Origin of the sequence: Sphingopyxis sp. (assembly GCF_035944815.1) — a bacterium.
In the GTDB taxonomy this organism is placed as follows: domain Bacteria; phylum Pseudomonadota; class Alphaproteobacteria; order Sphingomonadales; family Sphingomonadaceae; genus Sphingopyxis.
On record NZ_DASZAU010000004.1, the window covers coordinates 653,785 to 671,274 of the forward strand.

13 protein-coding genes are annotated in these 17,490 nt (G+C 67.0%); 4 read left to right on the forward strand and 9 right to left on the reverse strand.

Translation table 11 applies throughout. The annotated features are described in order from the left end of the window. Positions 1-9: 9 nt before the first annotated feature. The 3 genes from VGU00_RS08450 to gyrA form a co-directional block, all read right to left on the reverse strand. Positions 10-2,085: an amidohydrolase family protein gene (locus VGU00_RS08450; protein ID WP_327467412.1), complete on the reverse strand. Its 2,076-nt coding sequence runs from the start codon at positions 2,083-2,085 to the stop codon at positions 10-12. Positions 2,086-2,205: 120 nt separating this feature from the next. Further along, positions 2,206-2,517, reverse strand: coding sequence for a DUF952 domain-containing protein (locus VGU00_RS08455; RefSeq protein WP_327467414.1), 312 nt, complete (start codon positions 2,515-2,517; stop codon positions 2,206-2,208). Next, positions 2,514-5,243, reverse strand: coding sequence for a DNA gyrase subunit A (gene gyrA / locus VGU00_RS08460; RefSeq protein ID WP_327467416.1), 2,730 nt, complete (start codon positions 5,241-5,243; stop codon positions 2,514-2,516). Before gyrA ends, VGU00_RS08455 begins: the two co-directional genes overlap by 4 nt. Before the next feature lie 267 nt (positions 5,244-5,510). Between gyrA and VGU00_RS08465 the strand changes: the two genes are divergently transcribed. The 3 genes from VGU00_RS08465 to VGU00_RS08475 are packed head-to-tail and all read left to right on the forward strand — an operon-like array spanning position 5,511 to position 9,096. Continuing rightward, positions 5,511-6,725 carry a hypothetical protein gene (locus VGU00_RS08465; protein WP_327467418.1) on the forward strand — a complete coding sequence of 405 codons (1,215 nt, stop codon included), beginning with the start codon at positions 5,511-5,513 and terminating at the stop codon, positions 6,723-6,725. Positions 6,726-6,784: 59 nt separating this feature from the next. Beyond that, entirely contained in the window at positions 6,785-7,717 is a 933-nt protein-coding gene (locus VGU00_RS08470; RefSeq protein WP_327467420.1) for a hypothetical protein, read from the forward strand. After that, positions 7,714-9,096, forward strand: a complete 1,383-nt coding sequence (locus VGU00_RS08475) for a HAMP domain-containing sensor histidine kinase (RefSeq protein WP_327467422.1) — start codon at positions 7,714-7,716, stop codon at positions 9,094-9,096. Before VGU00_RS08470 ends, VGU00_RS08475 begins: the two co-directional genes overlap by 4 nt. A 45-nt stretch (positions 9,097-9,141) precedes the next feature. On the opposite strand, the gene VGU00_RS08480 is transcribed toward VGU00_RS08475, so the two are convergent. The 3 genes from VGU00_RS08480 to gltX all read right to left on the reverse strand — a co-directional run bounded on the left by VGU00_RS08480 (position 9,142) and on the right by gltX (position 12,659). After that, on the reverse strand, positions 9,142-9,516 hold the full coding sequence (locus VGU00_RS08480) for a hypothetical protein (RefSeq protein WP_327467424.1): 375 nt from the start codon (positions 9,514-9,516) through the stop codon (positions 9,142-9,144). A gap of 378 nt (positions 9,517-9,894) precedes the next feature. Next, a complete protein-coding gene (locus VGU00_RS08485; protein ID WP_327467426.1) occupies positions 9,895-11,178 on the reverse strand; it encodes a citrate synthase in 1,284 nt (427 codons plus the stop codon). Between the two features lie 38 nt (positions 11,179-11,216). Continuing rightward, positions 11,217-12,659: a glutamate--tRNA ligase gene (gene gltX, locus VGU00_RS08490; protein WP_327467429.1), complete on the reverse strand. Its 1,443-nt coding sequence runs from the start codon at positions 12,657-12,659 to the stop codon at positions 11,217-11,219. A 140-nt stretch (positions 12,660-12,799) separates the two neighbouring features. On the opposite strand from gltX, the gene VGU00_RS08495 reads away from it, so the two are divergent. Next, a complete protein-coding gene (locus VGU00_RS08495) occupies positions 12,800-14,914 on the forward strand; it encodes a ComEC/Rec2 family competence protein (protein WP_327467431.1) in 2,115 nt (704 codons plus the stop codon). Here VGU00_RS08495 and lexA read toward each other — a convergent pair. The 3 genes from lexA to moaC all read right to left on the reverse strand — a co-directional run bounded on the left by lexA (position 14,868) and on the right by moaC (position 17,277). Continuing rightward, on the reverse strand, positions 14,868-15,551 hold the full coding sequence (gene lexA / locus VGU00_RS08500; RefSeq protein WP_327467433.1) for a transcriptional repressor LexA: 684 nt from the start codon (positions 15,549-15,551) through the stop codon (positions 14,868-14,870). The genes VGU00_RS08495 and lexA overlap by 47 nt on opposite strands. A gap of 65 nt (positions 15,552-15,616) precedes the next feature. Next, a complete protein-coding gene (glp, locus tag VGU00_RS08505) occupies positions 15,617-16,807 on the reverse strand; it encodes a gephyrin-like molybdotransferase Glp (RefSeq protein WP_327467434.1) in 1,191 nt (396 codons plus the stop codon). Next, positions 16,804-17,277 (reverse strand): cyclic pyranopterin monophosphate synthase MoaC, encoded by a 474-nt coding sequence (moaC, locus tag VGU00_RS08510; RefSeq protein WP_327467436.1) that lies wholly within the window; start codon positions 17,275-17,277, stop codon positions 16,804-16,806. The genes glp and moaC overlap by 4 nt, the downstream gene beginning before the upstream one ends. Between the last annotated feature and the right edge of the window lie 213 nt (positions 17,278-17,490).

Below are 17,490 nucleotides of genomic sequence, written 5' to 3' on the forward strand. Positions count from 1 at the left end.
CCGGACGGCCTATTTCGGCCGGCCGCTGTATCCCGCCGCCGTCCGCAGTTCGTCGGCGTCCATGACATAGCCGTCGCTGACCACCGTCACGACGCGGCGCAGCGCGCCGAGGTCGGTCGAGGGGTCGCCGTCGACGAGCACCATGTCGGCTTCCTTGCCAACGGCGATCGAGCCGGTGCGCTTGTCGGCGCCGACGATGCGCGCGGGGACGATCGTCGCGCTCCGGATCGCCTCGGCGGGGGTGAAGCCTGCCTGCCGGTAGATTTCGAGTTCGCGGATCAGTTCGATGCCCCAGCCGTCGGTGCCCGCGACGATCGGTACGCCCGCCTTGTGCAGCCGGCCGACGAGGTCGACCATCTTTGCGTAGCTTTTGCGATAATCGTCGCGCGTCAGCCCTTCGATCAGCGGATAGCCGCCGGCGGTGAAGACCGAGCGTTCGATGACGGGCGAGATGATGCCCATATAGGGCGCATAGGCCGGATGCGGCTTGCCGCCATCCTGCGTGAACAGGCCTTCGAAGATGACGATCGTGGGATCGACGATGGTCTGTTTCTTTGCGAGGTCGGCGACAAAGCCCTTCATCGGCGGCGCGTCGAGGTCGACGTCCTTGAAGAAGCGCGCCGGTCCCTCCATCCGCATCCGCGTGTTCGCCTTGTCGATGACCTCGCGCGGCATCGATTCCATGACGACGAAATTGAGGTGGGTTAGTTCGTCATAGCCCGCCGCGACCGCCTCGCTCGGCTTCATGCCCGCGGGGACATGGCCGTGGACGTGGAGGCCGAGCCTGTGCGCCTCGGCGGCGGCGGGGGCGATCCACGCCGGGTTCATCGAGGTGTAGAATTTGACACCCCACAGGCCCGCATCCTTGACGCGGCGCACGGCGGCGATCGCCTCTTCGGCGCTGCTGACGACTTCGGAGCCCTGCGCGGCGAGCGGATCCTTCTTGTCGACGATGACCGAGATGAAGGGTTCGCCCATCAGCAGCGTGCCGTCGGCGCGGCGCTTGGTCGCGTCGACCGCGCGGTCGAAGGTCGTGCCGGGGCTGCGGAAGCTGGTGATGCCGTTCGCCATGTTCGACAGCACGTCCCAGTCGTCGCCGATGTGGAGGTGGCTGTCCCAGATGCCGGGGACGAGCGTCTTGCCGCTGCCGTCGATCCGCTGCGCGCCGGCGGGGGCTTTCAGCGATCCGGCAGGGCCGATGGCGGCGATCTTGCCGTCCTGCGCCAGCACCGCGCGCGCGGTGAGGAACTCGCCCTTGTCGGCGTCGAACAGCCGGACATTGTCGAACAGGACGGGGGCCTTGGCGGCGGGGGTCAGGAAGCGTTTGGCGACGCCGGCGACCGCGGCGGCCGTCGCCTTTTCCTGCGCGTCGCGGAGCTGTTTGAGCGCGCCTTCATAGCCCGCGGGGATGACCGAGATGAAGCTGATGTCGGCGAAATAGCGCTTATTCTCGTCGAGCCAGACGGGATAGGGCGAGGGCAGGATGCCGCTGACGAAGGCAAGCTGGACGGTCTTGGGGCCGGTCGGGCCCTGGATCACCTGCGTCGGGCCGAAGGTCATGCGGCCCTTGCCGCTGGGCAGGAAATCGAGCCCCGCGTCGCCCGCCGCGGCGAGCGCGTCGATCAGCGCGGCATTGGCGATGCCAACGCCGCCCGCCGGGATGTACCAGCCGCCGGCGGGCGCCTCGCCACTGTCGGTCGCGGTTTTCCAGGTCGCGCGGCCGTCCGCGACGCGATACTCCTCGGCGGCGTCGCCCGACATGGTCACGCCGCGCACGGTGGTCGCGGCGACCGTGCCATCGGGTGCGAAGGTCGTGACCTGATCCATCTCGGTGATCCAGCCGCGCAATTCCTGCGACCAGCGATAGGCGGTGCGGCCGTCGGCAAGCTGCCAGCGCCACTGGTTGCCATGCTGGCCGGCTTCGGACACGACGACATAATGCGCCGCGTCGGCGGGGGGCTTCAGCAGCTCTTCCTTGGGAACGGGTTTCGATGCCGCCGCGGGGGCGGTCGCGGGGGCCTCATGCGCGAAAGCGGCGACGGGTGCAGCCGAAGCGAGGAAGGCGGCAATCAAAACAAGGCGCATCTGATATCTCCCCTGGGCACCGACGGTGCAAAGCGCGACGGTGGTAGGGGAAATTGCTCCAGCGAAGCAAGATGCGACCAAAGGCGGCGAGCGTTCGATCAATGCGCCGAACGCGTGGGGTCAGTCGCGCCTTTGCAGGCTGACCACCGCGTGGATCGGCAGTTCGGCATAGATGTGCGGGAAAAGGTCGCCTCCGCGCGCGGGTTCCCAGCGGACCTTGTCGCCGAGGCAGGCAAGGTCGACTTCGGCGATCATCAGCCCGCTCTGCCCCGCGAAATATTTGGCGATCGTCGTCTCGAGCTGCTCCGCGGTCGACAGGTGGATATAGCCGTCGGCGATATCCACCGGTGCGCCGCGGAACACGCGCTCGCGCTCGAAATCGGCCCATTGCTGTGCGGTCAGCACCTTGAAGGCCGTGGCGGGCGTCGTCATTCGGACGGCGCCTCGCTCGCGGGATTCTCGGCCGCGGGGGTTTCGGTCGCGGTGTCCGCGTCTTCGCCCTCTTCCTCGTCGCCTTCCTCGATCAGCGCCGCCGAGACGACATGCTCGTCCTTGGCGACGTCGAACAGGCGCACGCCCGCCGAGCCGCGCCCGATGACGCGCATCGTGTCGAGGCCCATGCGAATGAGCTTCGCCTGATCGGTGACGAGCATCAGCTGATGCGCCTTGGTCGCGGGGAAGCTCGCGACGACAAGCCCGTTGCGCGCGATGTTGTCGATATTGGTGATCCCCTGACCGCCGCGACCGGTGCGGCGATATTCATAGGCCGACGAAAGCTTGCCATAGCCGTTGGCGCAGATGGTGAGGATGAACTCCTCACGGCTCGCCAGTTCGTCCATGCGGTCGGCGGCGAGCGTCGGTTCGTTCTCATTATCCTTCCACGGCGCGGCGCGGAGATAGGCTTCGCGTTCCTCGCTCGTGGTGCCGACCTTGTGGAGGATCGAGAGCGAGATGACCTCGTCGCCGTCGGCAAGGCGCATCCCCCGGACACCGGTCGAATTGCGGCTCTGGAACTCGCGGACATCGTCGCCGGCGAAGCGGATCGCCTTGCCCTGGCGGGTGGCAAGCAACACATCGTCGCTTTCGTCGAGCAAGGCGACGCCGATCAGGCGGTCGTCCTCGTCCTCGCCTTCGAACTTCATCGCGATCTTGCCGTTCGAGGGCACGTTGGTGAAAGCGTCCATGCTGTTACGACGCACATTGCCCTTCGCGGTTGCGAACATGACGTGGAGCTTGCCCCATTCGCCTTCGTCCTCGGGCAGCGGGAGCACGGTCGAGATCGTCTCGCCCTGCGCGAGCGGCAGCAGGTTGATCATCGGCCGGCCGCGCGTCGCCGGGCCGCCTTCGGGCAGGCGCCATACCTTCATCCGGTAGACCTTGCCCGCGGTCGAGAAGAAGAGCACCGGCGTGTGCGTCGAGGTGACGAACAGGTTGGTGACGACATCCTCGTCCTTCGTCGCCATGCCGGCGCGGCCCTTGCCGCCGCGGCGCTGGGCGCGGAAGGTTTCGAGCGGGGTGCGCTTGATATAGCCGTCGAGGGTGACGGTGACGACCATCTCCTCGCGTTCGATCAGATCCTCGTCGTCGATGCCGTCGGCGGCGGGGGCGACAAGCGTCTTGCGCGGCGTCGCGAATTCGTCGCGCACCGCGACGAGTTCCGCGCGCATAACGCCATAAAGCTTGACGCGGTCGGCGAGGATCGAAAGCAATTCCTCAATCTCGGTCGCCAACTCGCCGAGTTCCTTGCCGATTTCATCGCGGCCGAGCGCGGTGAGGCGGTGGAGGCGGAGGTCGAGGATCGCCTTCACCTGCACTTCGGACAGGCGATAGGTGGCGCTTTCCTCCATCTCGCCCTCGATCGCCTCGACGAGGCGGATATAGGGTGCGATTTCGCCGATCGGCCATTCGCGGGCGAGCAGGGCTTCGCGCGCGGCGGCGGGCGAGTTCGATCCGCGGATGATACGGACGACTTCGTCGAGGTTCGAGACGGCCACGACGAGACCGAGCAAGATATGTGCACGGTCGCGCGCCTTCGCGAGTTCGAACTTGCAGCGGCGGGTGATCACTTCCTCACGGAAGGTGATGAAGGCCGAAAGAATGTCCTTCAGGCCCAGCATTTCGGGACGGCCGCCGCGGATCGCAAGCATGTTCGCGGGGAAGCTCGACTGCGCCGGGGTGTGGCGCCACAGCTGGTTCAATACGACTTCGGCCGTGGCATCGCGCTTCAGCTCGATGACGACGCGCACGCCTTCGCGGTTCGATTCGTCGCGGATATCGGCGACGCCCTCGATGCGCTTGTCGCGCGCGGCCTCGGCGATCTTCTCGACGAGGCCCGACTTGCCGACCTGAAAGGGAATCGACGTCAGAACAATCGACTGGCGGTCGTTCCTGCCTTCTTCGATGATGTGCGTCGAGCGCATCATGATCGAGCCGCGGCCGGTGGCGTAAGCGTTCCGCGCGCCGCCCTGGCCGAGCATCATCGCGCCGGTCGGGAAGTCGGGGCCGGGGACGATCGCCATAAGTTCTTCGAGCGTGATGTCGGTACCGCCGGCAAGCTGGCGGTCGATCATCGCGAGCGTCGCGTCGACGACTTCGCCGAGATTGTGCGGCGGGATGTTGGTCGCCATGCCGACCGCGATGCCGCCCGCGCCGTTGACGAGGAGGTTAGGGAAACGCGCCGGGAGCACGGTGGGCTCGTCACGGCTGGCGTCATAGTTGGGCTGGAAGTCGACCGTATCCTTGTCGAGGTCGTTCAGCAGCACCATCGCGGTCTTGGCGAGCCGCGCTTCGGTATAACGCATCGAGGCCGGCGGATCGGGGTCCATCGATCCGAAATTGCCCTGACCGTCGATCAGCGGCACGCGCAGCGACCAGTCCTGCGTCATGCGCGCGAGCGCGTCATAGATCGCACTGTCGCCATGCGGGTGGTAGTTACCCATGACGTCGCCGACGATCTTCGCCGATTTCTTGTACGGACGGCCGGGAACGAAGCCGCCTTCCTGCGCCGCATAAAGGATGCGGCGATGCACCGGCTTCAGGCCGTCGCGCACGTCGGGGAGCGCACGGCTGACGATCACGCTCATCGCGTAATCGAGGTAGCTGGTCTTCATTTCGTCGACGATGTTGATCGGCGAAACGCCATCCTCGGACGGCTGCATAGGCGTATTTTCTTCGGTCAAAACCCGGCCTTTTTCGTTCTTTCGGGAGGAGTTGCGAAGCTAGCCGATGGGCCGTTCAAAAGCCAGCGATTCGGTCGTTTTCCGCATGATTTTTTGGCCCGCGAAAGGGAATGGAAACCGGGGACATTTTTGCGCCGGAAACGCCGCTTTCTGCGTGGCGTCATGGCGCGATACAAGCGGCTTGCCAATCGGTTCGTCGCGCCTAAAGGTCGGGGGGATGACCGCTTTCGCCCGTGGCACCCGCCGATGACCCTGATCGCGCTGATCGGCGCCAGCGAAGTCCTGCCCGACGGCGGGCTCCGTGCGCTTGTCACGGTCGCCGGCGAAACGCTGATCGAGCGGCAGGCGGCGCGGCTTGCCGACGTCGGCGTGACGCATATCGCCGTCGCCGTCGCCGCCGTCCCCGCCGACCTGCTCGCGACATGCGACCGCATCCGCCGGCGGGGGATCAAGGTCACGCCGGTTCGTGCCGCCGCCGACCTGATGGGGCTGGTCGAGGGCGACGACCGGATCATCCTCGTCGCCGACGGGCTGCGCGCGGGCGGCACGCATTATGCGGCGATCGCGAAGCCCGGATCGCCCGCGATCCTCGTCACGGGCGACACGGTGCTGACGCAGGGGTTCGAGCGGATCGACGCGACGCGCCGCTGGGGCGGGCTGGCGTGCATATCCGACACGATGGTGGCCGAACTGGCGGCGATGCCGGGCGAGTGGGACATGATGCTGACGCTGCTGCGCCTCGCAGTCCAGTCGGGCGCGCGCCGGCTCTATTGCGAACCGGCATTGTTCGAGCAGGGCGAGATCGCGATCGTCACCGACCGGCCGACGGCGGCGCTGATCGAACAATCGAGCCTGCAGCAGGTCGAATATGGCGGCATGGGGCTCGGCCGGTCGGCGATCATGATGCCGCTGATCCGGCTCGCCGGGCCGTTGCTCGTCAAATCGCCGACCACGGCGCGCTACCTGCCCTATGTCACCGCCTTGCTGTGGGTGATCGTCGCGTTGCTGGCGGCGAGCGGCCTTGCCGCGGCGGGGGCGCTTGTCGCGATCCTCGGCGGCTTCGGCCTTGCCGCGATGCGCTTCCTGTCGGCCTTTCGCGCGGAAAGCGCTGCGCAGGACCGGGCCCGCGACGTCATTCGCACCTTTGCCTGGGTACTGCTCGCGATCTTTCCCTGGCTGCTGTCGCTCGCGGGGCCGGGGCACCGCATGCCGCCCTTTTCCGAAGCGGCGCTGGCGCCGTGTCTCGCCGCCGCGATCCTGCTCGCGCGCTGGCTGTACGAGGATTCGGGCGACCGGCGGCGGTTCCACTGGTTGCTGCCCGATGCCGACCAGGCGTGGATCATGCTTGCGCCCGCGCTGCTGTTCGGTTTCGCGCCGTTGATGTTTGCGATCCTGCCGTTGCTCGCGACGCTCCAGATCCTGCTCTGGCTGCGCCTCGCGCGGCGTCCCGAAGCGCGTTGAAAACAAAGGTCTCGAAGGTTTAACGCCTATTAACGCTATGCTGTTATTGGCCGATGCGCATGAGTGAATCCTTCCCTTCGCCCGGCATCGACCCGCCGTCGCCGACGCTGTCGGCGCGCCTGCGCGAGCTGGCGGATTATATGGGTGCGCCCGCAGCCGGGAGGCTGACCGAGGAGCAGCGTGCGCTGTCGCTGGGGATCGCCCGGCGGCTGGTCGCCGACGTCGCCGTGCGGCTCGACGGCGGGATTAACAGCGATGCGCTGTGGGCAGAATGGATGTGCGGCGGTATTCCCGGCGCCGCGCGGCTTGCCGGTCATTGTTTCGCGCGCGCCGAGGAGCATCGCTGGCGCGAGCAGTCGGCGCAGCGGAACGCCGTGCCGATTCTGTCCGAAGCCGATGGCGCGACGGTCGATGCGCCGGCCGCAGACGGTATATTGTCCGATGTCGATCGCGCCTATCTGGCGCTGCAGATCGCCGACCGCCGCCGTTTCGACGCACGTGGCAACCCCGCGCTCGCGGTGGGCGACCTCGATGCAGATATTTTCCGGGCGCTGTTGCTCGATATCGCCGCCTGGCGGCTGGCCGAAGTCAGCAAGGACCAGGGGCGCGCGGCCGAGCTGGGCGAAGCGGTGCGCGGCGTCGTCGAGCGGCAGGCGGACGAGGCCGGGATGGCCGAGGCGGGCGCGGCCTATCATGCGATCTTGGGCGATGCGGTGCCCGACGCGGCGGCGGCGGCAATCGCGCGGCACAACTGGCCGGTGCTGATCGCGCTGGCCGCCGCGGCGCACCGCCGGGCCTATGACGATATGGCGCTGGCGATGCTGACCGCTGAAGCGGCGGCGCTGCCTTCGCTTCTCGCGCCGCTGCGCCTCGACCGTATCGCGCTGGCACCGCTGGAGGCGTCGCTTGCGATGCTGCCCGCGCGCGCCGTGTCGGACGGCGGTGTCGACGGTCATGCCGACCCAGCACCGTCGGGGCAGGCCGAGCGATGAGCGAGCGGATCATCCGGGGCCGGATCGACCGGTCGGGGGCGTTGGTGAGCGCCGATGCGCCGTTGCTTCGCCTGCAGCAGCGGGCGGGCGCGGGGCTGGGCAAGCCGCTTGCCTTGCCGCATCTCGCGCGGCTTGTCGCGCTGGCGCAGCGGCTGGACCGCGACATCAGCCGGCCGCTCTATGCCGCCGACGATCATAGCGACATCCATGCGCTGGTGCGGATCACGCCCGACGCCGATGGCGTCAGCCTCGAGATCAACGACTGGCGGACGCGCCCGCCGACGGTGTCGCAGATCCCCGTCATCGCCGACAGCGCGATCGCACCGCAGGGCTGGACTTGGGAATGCGACCAGCAATTGCGCGTCGTCGCGCTGCGCGCTGCCTCCGATGCGCCGCCGGTTCCGGGCGGCTGGGAAGGGCGGTCGCTGTCCGAATTGTTCGAATTGCAGCCCGACGAGGACGGGCGCTTTCCCGTTTTGCGCGCCTTGGGGCGGCAGTCGCGGTTCGAAGGCCAGCATGTGCAGGGCGATGTCGCCGCGGGGCGCATCGCGATGACGCTGTCGGGTGAACCGCAATTCGACGCAACGGGCCGCTTCACCGGATTTCGCGGGTCGGCCGAGCTCGCCGAGCCGCCGGCGCCGGCCGCGCCGGTGCAGGGCGCCGCATTGACCGATCCGGCGTTCGGGTCGCTGCCGCTGTCCGATCCGCAGTTCGGACGCCGCATCGACGGTGCGCTGCGCGGGCCGCTCAGCCGCATCATCGCGACCGCCGAGACGATTTCGGGCCAGTTCGACGGGCCGATCCGCGCCGATTATGCCCGCTATGCGGGCGATATTGCGCATGCGGGCCGCCATTTGCTGGGGCTGGTCGACGATCTGGCCGATTTGCAGAATATCGAACGGCCGGGGTTCAAGGCGGCCGCCGACGAAATCGACCTTGGCGACCTGGCGCGCCGCGCGGTCGGCCTGCTCGGCATGAAGGCCGAGGAGAAGGGCATTCGCATCGACGCGCCGAAGACGGACGACAAGATGCCCGCGACCGGCGAGTTCCGCCGCGTGCTGCAGGTGCTGCTCAACCTGCTTGGCAATGCGATCCGCTATTCGCCCGAAAATTCGCAAATATGGATCCGCGTCGATCGCGAAGGCGACCGTGCGATGATCACTGTCGCCGACCAGGGTCAGGGGATCGATGCCGAACAGCAGGCGGTCGTTTTCGAGAAGTTCGAACGGCTCGGCCGCACCGACAGCGGCGGATCGGGGCTCGGCCTCTATATCGCGCGGCGCCTGGCGCGCGCGATGGACGGCGATCTGACGGTCGAAAGCGCGCCGGGGCAGGGCGCAAGGTTTACGTTGAGCCTGCCGGCGCGGGATGGGGAATAGGTCCGGAGTCGGGTTTTGGGGTAGCGAGTGCAGCTTCGCTGTGGACTACATCTCCAACAGAGACGAGATCTGCGAAGGTTCGGAAAGCCCCATTTGGCGCCCTAGCGCAACACCTAAAGGCACCACCCAGAAGGCCGAGTCAGCATCAAATGGTGCAGGAGAATCGCTAAGATTGTAAATGGTCTTCGCGCAGATTTCCTCAAAAGCATATTGCGCCAAACCTAGCTGATCGTCTCGCCTTCCAGCCTTTAGCGTCTTTTGTCGAATGTCTTGGAAGAGCGCATGGGCGCTCTTCCAACTTCTGCGATCCGAAAGCATTTTGAGAAGTTTGCAGAGTGTGTCTCGATCGTCACACCGATTTTCGAAGAACGTCAGCATCTCCGTCATTGCGTCAACGATGTTGGTTGGATGAGTGCGCATCGTATTCTTCTATAGGATGTCACAAAGTCCGCAATCCGGTCGCTTTCTACCATTCGTCATCCCGGACTTGATCCGGGATCCGCCTTCCTTTTTGCGCGATGCCGAAAGGCAAGGCAGGCCCCGGGTCAAGCCCGGGGTGACGACAAAGAGAATCTCCTCCCTGTCGCTCAGCGATGGGAGGGGGACCGCTCGCGAAGCGAGTGGTGGAGGGGTTGCGACGTTGCGTCATTGGCCCCACCGTCAGCGCTTCGCGCTGCCGCCTCCCCATGGTGAGCCACAGGGAGGATATGAACGTCCGCAACAGGTCGGCCCCCTCTTTAGCGCAAAGAAAAAGGGGCCGCGGAACGGCCCCTTTTCCTGTTTCGATGCACCGAAGGCTCAGCGCTTGTCGACCGGGACGAACGGGCGGTGCGTCGGGCCGGTGTAGAGCTGGCGCGGGCGGCCGATCTTCTGCGCGGGATCCGAGATCATTTCGTTCCACTGCGCGACCCAGCCGACGGTGCGGGCGAGTGCGAAGAGCGCGGTGAACATCGTCGTCGGGAAACCGATCGCCGACAGGATCACGCCCGAATAGAAATCGACGTTCGGGAACAGCTTCTTTTCGACGAAATAGCTGTCGTTGAGCGCCATTTCCTCGAGCTGCAGCGCGACTTCGAACACGGGGTCGTTGACCTTCAGCGCGTCGAACACTTCGCGCACCGTCTTCTGCATCACCGTCGCGCGCGGGTCGTAATTCTTGTAGACGCGGTGGCCGAAGCCCATCAGGCGGAACGGATCGTCCTTGTCCTTGGCGCGCGCGATATATTCGGGGATGCGCTCGGGACGGCCGATTTCGCGCAGCATGTTGAGCGCGGCTTCGTTCGCGCCGCCATGTGCGGGGCCCCAGAGGCAGGCGATGCCGGCGGCGATGCACGCGAAGGGATTGGCGCCCGACGAACCCGCGAGGCGGACGGTTGAGGTCGACGCATTCTGCTCGTGATCGGCATGGAGGATGAAGATGCGGTCGAGCGCGCGTTCGACGGCGGGAACGACTTCATATTCCTCGGCCGGAACGCCGAAGGTCATGCGCAGGAAATTGCCGGTGTAGCTGAGCTTGTTGTCGGGATAGACGAACGGCTGGCCGACCGAATATTTGTAAGCCATCGCGGCGATCGTCGGCATCTTGGCGATCAGGCGGTGGCTCGCGATCATCCGCTGGTGCGGATCGTGGATCTCGGTCGAATCGTGATAAAAGGCCGAGAGGGCGCCGACGACGCCGCACATGACGGCCATCGGATGCGCGTCGCGCCGGAAACCGCGGTAGAAGGTCGCGAGCTGTTCGTGCAGCATCGTGTGGCGCGTGATCGTATTATCGAAATCGGCAAGTTCCTGCGCGTTCGGCAGTTCGCCGTTGAGCAGCAGGTAACAGGTTTCCATAAAGCTCGAATGTTCGGCGAGGTCGCCGATCGCATAACCGCGGTGGAGCAGCACGCCCTCGTCGCCGTCGATATAGGTGATCTGCGATTCGCAGCTCGCGGTCGAGGTGAAGCCGGGGTCGTAAGTGAAGGCGCCGGTCTGGGCGTAGAATTTGCGGATATCGACGACATCGGGGCCGACGGTGCCCGACAGGACAGGGCTGTCGACGGTCTTGTCGCCCAGCGTGATTTTCGCGGTGTCGGTCATATTGTGTTCCCTGTACTGACGGCGGGGAGAGAGAGTGGCTACGCCCCTGCCGGATAATGTTGCGCTGCGTCAAGTCGCGCCAGACTCACATCGCGTCCGAGCAACAGCAGCACGTCGAAAATTCCCGGGGAAACGGTCCGGCCGGTTAATGCAGCGCGTAGCGGCCCGGCCAATTTTCCGAGCCCCAGTCCGGCGGCTTCGGCTTCGGCGCGCACGGCGGCGTCCAGCTCTTCTGTCGTCCAGTCATTCAGCCCGCGAAGTCGCTCCGTAACGGCAGCGAGCAGGCCTTCGGGCGCGGCCTTTAGCACCTCGACAGCCTTTTCGTCCACCGGCAACGGGTCGGCCTGGAACAGGAAAACGGCTCCGTCGGCGATTTCGTCGAGCGTCTTCGCGCGCGGCTTCAGCGATTCCATCGCGCGCACCAGCAGCTCGCGGTTGGCGCCGTCGAGCGCGCGGCCGACAAGCTTTTCGACGCGCGGGGCGACGAGGTCGGCGAGGCGGGCATCGTCGGCTTCGCGCAGATAATGGCCGTTGAGATTCTCGAGCTTCTTGAAGTCGAAGCGCGAAGGCGAGCGGCCGACATGGTCGAGGTCGAACCACGCCGTGGCCTGTTCGCGGCTGATGATTTCGTCGTCGCCGTGCCCCCAGCCGAGGCGGAGGAGATAATTGTTCACCGCCTCGGGGAGATAGCCCATCGCGTCGCGATAGGCGTCGACGCCCAGCGCGCCGTGGCGTTTGGACAATTTGGCGCCGTCGGCGCCATGGATCAGCGGGACATGCGCATAGGCGGGCTCGCGCCAGTTCATCGAACGGATGAGCGCGAGCTGGCGAAAGGCGTTGTTGAGATGGTCGTCGCCGCGGATGACGTGCGTCACGCCCATGTCGTTATCGTCGACGACGACGCTGAGCATATAGGTCGGCGTACCGTCGCTGCGCAGCAGGACGAAATCGTCGAGTTCGGCGTTCTGGACTGTCACTTCGCCCTGCACCTTGTCGGCGATGGTGACTTCGCCCTCCTGCGGCGCGCGGAGGCGCAGCACGTGCGGAACCGACGGATCGCCGTCGTCACGGTCGCGCCAGGGGCTGCGGACGCGGAAAGGCTGGCGCTTTTCCTGCGCTTCGGCGCGCATCGCGGCGAGTTCGTCCTGCGTGAGGTAGCAGCGATAGGCTTCGCCCTTCGCAAGCAGTTCGTGCGCGACCTCGGCATGGCGCGGCGCGCGCGCGAACTGGAACACCGTCTCGCCGTCCCAGTCCAGATCCAGCCACTGCATCCCGTCGAGAATTGCGTCGATCGCGGCGTCGGTCGAACGCGCGCGGTCGGTATCCTCGATCCGCAGCAGGAATTTGCCGCCGTGATGGCGCGCGAACAGCCAGTTGAACAGCGCGGTGCGCGCGCCGCCGATGTGCAGATAGCCGGTCGGCGAGGGGGCGAAGCGGGTCACGACGGCGGCGCCGGTCGCTTCGGGGGTTTCTGCGGTCATATCGGTCTGATTTTCGGTTGCCACTACGGCCTCTTTCACTCAATTTGCCGTCCCCGGGGAAAGCGGGCGGGACGGGGATCGGGGGAGCCCCTAGCATGGCGACAAGGCAGCTTCAAACGCCCATTGCCGCGCGCTGCGCAATGTATTGGCGCGCGCTGGCGGACGGGGTCGAGGCGCGGCTGGAGGCCGAACGCGAGCGGATCGGGCTCTGGCTGCCCGTCGCGCTGGGCGCCGGTATCGCCATCTGGTTCCTGTTGCCCGCGAAAGAACACTGGATCGGTGCGCTGTTCCTGCTGGCGGCAGGCCTGCTCGCGGGGCTCTTGATCGGCTGGCAAAGCCGGTTCGGGCGCGCGGTTGCGATCGGATGCGGCGTGATGGCGGCGGGATTGCTGCTCATATGGGGACGCGCGCTGTGGGTGGCCGCGCCGGTGCTCGCGGCGCCCGCGACGACGCAATTTTCCGCACTGGTCGAGCGCGTCGAGCCGCTCCCGGCGAAAGGGCAGGTACGGATATTGGCCCGGCCGCTACGCCGTGCCGACCTGCCGCCGCGAATCCGGCTGACCTTGCGCAGCGAGCAGGCAAAGGATCTCGCCGACGGCGAAACGATCGGGGTGCGCGCGCGGCTGATGCCGCCGCCGACGGCGAGCCTGCCCGGCGGCTATGATTTCGCACAGCGTGCCTGGTTCGACCGTATCGGCGCGGTCGGAACGGTGCTGGGGGACATCGCGCGCGTGCCGGGGCGCGGCAACGCCTCGCCGCCGCTGCGCGCGCGGTTGAGCGCGCATATCCATGAACAGGTCGGCGGATCGGCGGGGGGCATTGCCGCGGCGCTGGTGACCGGCGATCGCGGCGCGATTAGCGAGGCGGACGAGGAGGCGATGCGCCGCAGCGGGCTGGCACATCTTCTGTCGATCAGCGGGCTGCATGTGACCGCGGTGGTCGGATTTGCGATGCTGCTGACGCTGCGGCTACTCGCGCTCAACCGGCGGCTGGCGCTGGCCGGTTATGTGCTGCCGCTGGCGGCGGCGGCGGGCGCGCTTGCGGGCGGCGGTTATACGCTGCTCGCCGGCGCCGAAGTGCCGACGCTGCGTTCGTTCATCGCCGCGCTGCTCGTGCTGGTCGCGTTCCTGATGGGGCGCGAGGCGCTGACGCTGCGGCTCGTCGCGGCGGGGGCGCTGATCGTCCTGATCTGGCGCCCCGAATCGTTGGCCGGGCCGAGCTTCCAGCTTAGTTTTGCGGCGGTCACGGCGATCATCGCGCTCCATGAAAGCCGCCCGATGCGCACCTTTCTCGCGCGCCGCGACGAGCCATGGCTTTTGCGGCTGGGGCGCGGCGTTGCGGGTTTGCTGATCACCGGGCTGGTTGTCGAAGTCGCGCTGGCGCCGATCGCGCTGTTCCATTTTCACAAGGCGGGGCTTTACGGCGCGCTCGCCAACGTCGTCGCGATCCCGCTGACCACCTTTGTCATCATGCCCGCCGAGGCGCTGGCGCTGGCGTTCGACAGCGTCGGGCTCGGCGCGCCGTTCTGGTGGGTCGCCGATCATGCGCTGCGCGCGCTGATCGCGCTCGCGCATATGGTCGCCGACGCGCCGGGGGCGGTCGCGATGCTGCCGAGCTTTCCGCGCTGGGGCTTTGCGCTCGCGATTGCGGGCGGGCTCTGGCTGCTGTTGTGGCAGACGCGCTGGCGCCGGGCGGGCGCGGTGCCGCTATTGATCGGCATGGCGGCGCTGATCGTCCAGCCGCGCCCCGATATGCTGATTACCGGCGACGGGAAGCATATCGCGGTCGCGGTGCCCGGTGGCGGTTACGCGCTCCTTCGCGACCGCGCGGGCGATTATATCCGCGACACGATGGCCGAAGCGGCGGGCGTTGATGCGCCGATGATTGCGCTCGCCGATCTCGACCATGTCGAATGCAACCGCGATTTCTGTCGCTGGAGCCAGGGTGAGGGCAGCGCGCGCCGCACCATCCTTGCCTCGCGCGGTCGCGACCGGATCGAAGGAGCCGACATCGCCGCCGCCTGCGCCGCCGCCGATCTCGTGATCAGCGACCGCTGGCTACCGCGCGAATGCGTCGGTCGCTGGCTGACGATCGACCGCGACAGCCTCGCCGAAACGGGCGGGCTGGCACTGTATCTGGGAGAAACGGCGGAAGCCGTCGCCGCGCAGCGCGCGGGCGACGAGCATCCGTGGCGCCTGCCGGAGCAGCTTAGTGGTAACGACGAAGCAGTCCCGACAGCCGACCTTGCACGATGACGCGGTCGGCGGGGTAGCGCTGCGGCTCGTAGGCGCTGTTCGCCGGATCGAGGCGGATCATCTGCCCTTCGCGGCGGAAATATTTGAGCGTCGCGTCCTGCCCGTCGACGAGCGCGACGACGATATCGCCTTCGCGCGCGGTGCTGGCTTTCTGGATCAGCGCATAGTCGCCGTCGAAAATGCCGGCTTCGACCATCGAGTCACCCGACACTTCGAGCGCATAATGTTCGCCCGAACCGAGCAGTGCGGCGGGGACGGCGAGATTGTTATGATCCTCGAACGCCTCGATCGGCACGCCCGCGGCGATCTTGCCGTGCAGCGGGATTTCGATGACGTCGTTCGCGGCGATCGGCTTCAGCGCCGGCTCGGGCTTGCGGAGCGGCACCACATTGTCGCTACGCTCACGCACCGCGGGCTTCGCCGCGTCGGGCAGCTTCAGCACTTCGAGCGCGCGGGCGCGGTTGGGCAGGCGGCGGAGAAAACCCCTTTCTTCCAACGCGCTTATCAGGCGATGTATGCCCGATTTCGATTTGAGTCCCAGCGCCTCCTTCATCTCTTCGAACGAGGGCGAAATGCCGCTGGCGTCGAGTTTCTGCTGGATGAAGTGGAGCAGCTCATGCTGCTTTGCGGTCAACATCGATCATTCTCCATGATGCCATTACCGGACATAGGGGGAACGATAGTGGAACAAAGCGGAACTTGTCAAGCGATGACGATATAATCCGCCATTTCGCCAGCCTCGCGCGCGGGCGCACCGATATCGCGGATCAGCAGCGCATCGGCCGATGCCAGCGGCAGCGTCAGCCCGCTTTCCTGCCCGAAGAGCGGGACGAGCCGGCCCTGTTCGAGCCGGGCGCGCAGATAGTCGCGCCGCCCGCCGCCCGCCGCAAGCGCTGCCGCAAGCGGGGCACGCTGGAGGATGGGCCAGGGATCGCGTGCGCCGGCAAGATGACGGACGAGCGGGAGCAGGAACAAGGTCGCGGTGACAAAGGCCGACGACGGGTTGCCGGGCAGGCCGAGAAGGATCGAATCGCCGAGCGTCCCGGCGATCAGCGGCTTGCCGGGGCGCATCGCGATCTTCCAGAAATCGAGCCGCCCGCCGGCATCGTCGAGCGCCCCGCGGACATGGTCATGATCGCCGACCGACGCGCCGCCGACGGTCACGACGATGTCATGACGTCGCGCCAACTCCTTCAGAACCTTGGTCAATGTCGCGCGGTCGTCGGGGACGTGGTGCGGTAGCACTGGAGCGGAAACCTCGCCCGTGAGCATCGCCGCGAGCATCACCGCATTGCTGTCGGGAATCTGGCCCGGCGCGAGGGGGCGGCCCGGCTGGACGAGTTCGTCGCCGGTGGTGAGGATCGCGACGCGCGGGCGGCGGCCGACGGTAAGCTGGCCCGCACCGCTCATCGCCGCGGCGGCGATGGCGCCGGGGGTCAGCCGCGTTCCGGCGGGAAGCAGGCAGTCGCCGACCGTGAAATCGGTCGCGCGCGGGCGGATATGACGGCCGCGCGCGCCCGGGCCGTCGCCGGTCATCGCCAGCCGGTCGCCCTCGCGCACAACATCTTCCTGGACGATGACAGTATCGGCGCCGGGCGGCAGCGTCGCGCCGGTGAAGATGCGGATCGCTTCGCCCGCACCGACGGCGCGTTCGGGAACCGCACCCGCTGCGACTTCGCCGACGACGGCCCATGGCCCCGGCAGGTCGTCGAAGCGGATCGCATAGCCGTCCATCGCCGACAGCGATGCGGCGGGCTGGTCGCGCAGTGCGACGACGTCTTGCGAAAGATAGCGGCCAGGCGCTTCGGATAGGTCGATTTTTTCGGCAGCGAGCGGGGCGCGGAGCGCGAGCAGCCGCGCCTGTGCTTCCTCGACCGGCAGCAAGCCGCTCATGCGGCGCGCCAGTCGCCCGAGCGGCCGCCGCTCTTTTCGAGCAGGCGGATATCGCCGAGAATCATTTTACAGTCGAGCGCCTTGGCCATGTCGTAGAGGGTGAGGAGCGCGACCGAGGCGGCGGTGAGCGCTTCCATCTCGACCCCGGTCTGTCCCGTCGTCTGGGCGACAGCGATGACCGATATGCCATTGCATTCCCATGTAAAGTCGACGCTTACCTTGGTCAGCGCGAGCGGGTGGCAAAGCGGGATGAGGTCGGCGGTGCGTTTGGCGCCCATGATGCCCGCGATGCGCGCGGTCGACAGGACATCGCCCTTCGGCGCATTGCCGCTGCGGATCGCATCGAGCGCTTCCGCCGACATGGTGATGCGCCCGCCGGCGACCGCGCGGCGCTGCGTCGCGGGCTTGGCGCCGACGTCGACCATATGCGCGGCGCCGGTTTCGTCGAGGTGAGTCGGTTTCATTGTCATCGCGGGAAGGGAAGCAATGCGGGGCGCGAAAGGCAAGGGGGATGGCGGGTTGGTGGCGGCTGGCGACAACTTAGCTGCCTCTCCATCATCGTCACCCCGGGCTTGACCCGGGGCCTGCCTTTCCTTTCACCGTCAGCCAGAAGAAAGGCGGGTCCCGGGTCAAGGCCCGGGATGACCGAAGTGGGGTAGCTCAACGTCCGCTCTCCACCCCAA

What these genes read in the sequence shown, in the direction of transcription:
- VGU00_RS08475 (WP_327467422.1), top strand. Translation starts at nt 7,714, where the DNA reads ATGAGCGAGCGGATCATCCGGGGCCGGATCGACCGGTCGGGGGCGTTG.
- gyrA (WP_327467416.1), bottom strand. Translation starts at nt 5,243, where the DNA reads ATGCAGCCGTCCGAGGATGGCGTTTCGCCGATCAACATCGTCGACGAA.
- VGU00_RS08465 (WP_327467418.1), top strand. Translation starts at nt 5,511, where the DNA reads ATGACCCTGATCGCGCTGATCGGCGCCAGCGAAGTCCTGCCCGACGGC.
- gltX (WP_327467429.1), bottom strand. Translation starts at nt 12,659, where the DNA reads ATGACCGCAGAAACCCCCGAAGCGACCGGCGCCGCCGTCGTGACCCGC.
- moaC (WP_327467436.1), bottom strand. Translation starts at nt 17,277, where the DNA reads ATGACAATGAAACCGACTCACCTCGACGAAACCGGCGCCGCGCATATG.
- VGU00_RS08450 (WP_327467412.1), bottom strand. Translation starts at nt 2,085, where the DNA reads ATGCGCCTTGTTTTGATTGCCGCCTTCCTCGCTTCGGCTGCACCCGTC.
- VGU00_RS08470 (WP_327467420.1), top strand. Translation starts at nt 6,785, where the DNA reads ATGAGTGAATCCTTCCCTTCGCCCGGCATCGACCCGCCGTCGCCGACG.
- VGU00_RS08455 (WP_327467414.1), bottom strand. Translation starts at nt 2,517, where the DNA reads ATGACGACGCCCGCCACGGCCTTCAAGGTGCTGACCGCACAGCAATGG.
- lexA (WP_327467433.1), bottom strand. Translation starts at nt 15,551, where the DNA reads ATGTTGACCGCAAAGCAGCATGAGCTGCTCCACTTCATCCAGCAGAAA.
- VGU00_RS08485 (WP_327467426.1), bottom strand. Translation starts at nt 11,178, where the DNA reads ATGACCGACACCGCGAAAATCACGCTGGGCGACAAGACCGTCGACAGC.
- glp (WP_327467434.1), bottom strand. Translation starts at nt 16,807, where the DNA reads ATGAGCGGCTTGCTGCCGGTCGAGGAAGCACAGGCGCGGCTGCTCGCG.
- VGU00_RS08480 (WP_327467424.1), bottom strand. Translation starts at nt 9,516, where the DNA reads ATGCGCACTCATCCAACCAACATCGTTGACGCAATGACGGAGATGCTG.
- VGU00_RS08495 (WP_327467431.1), top strand. Translation starts at nt 12,800, where the DNA reads ATGTATTGGCGCGCGCTGGCGGACGGGGTCGAGGCGCGGCTGGAGGCC.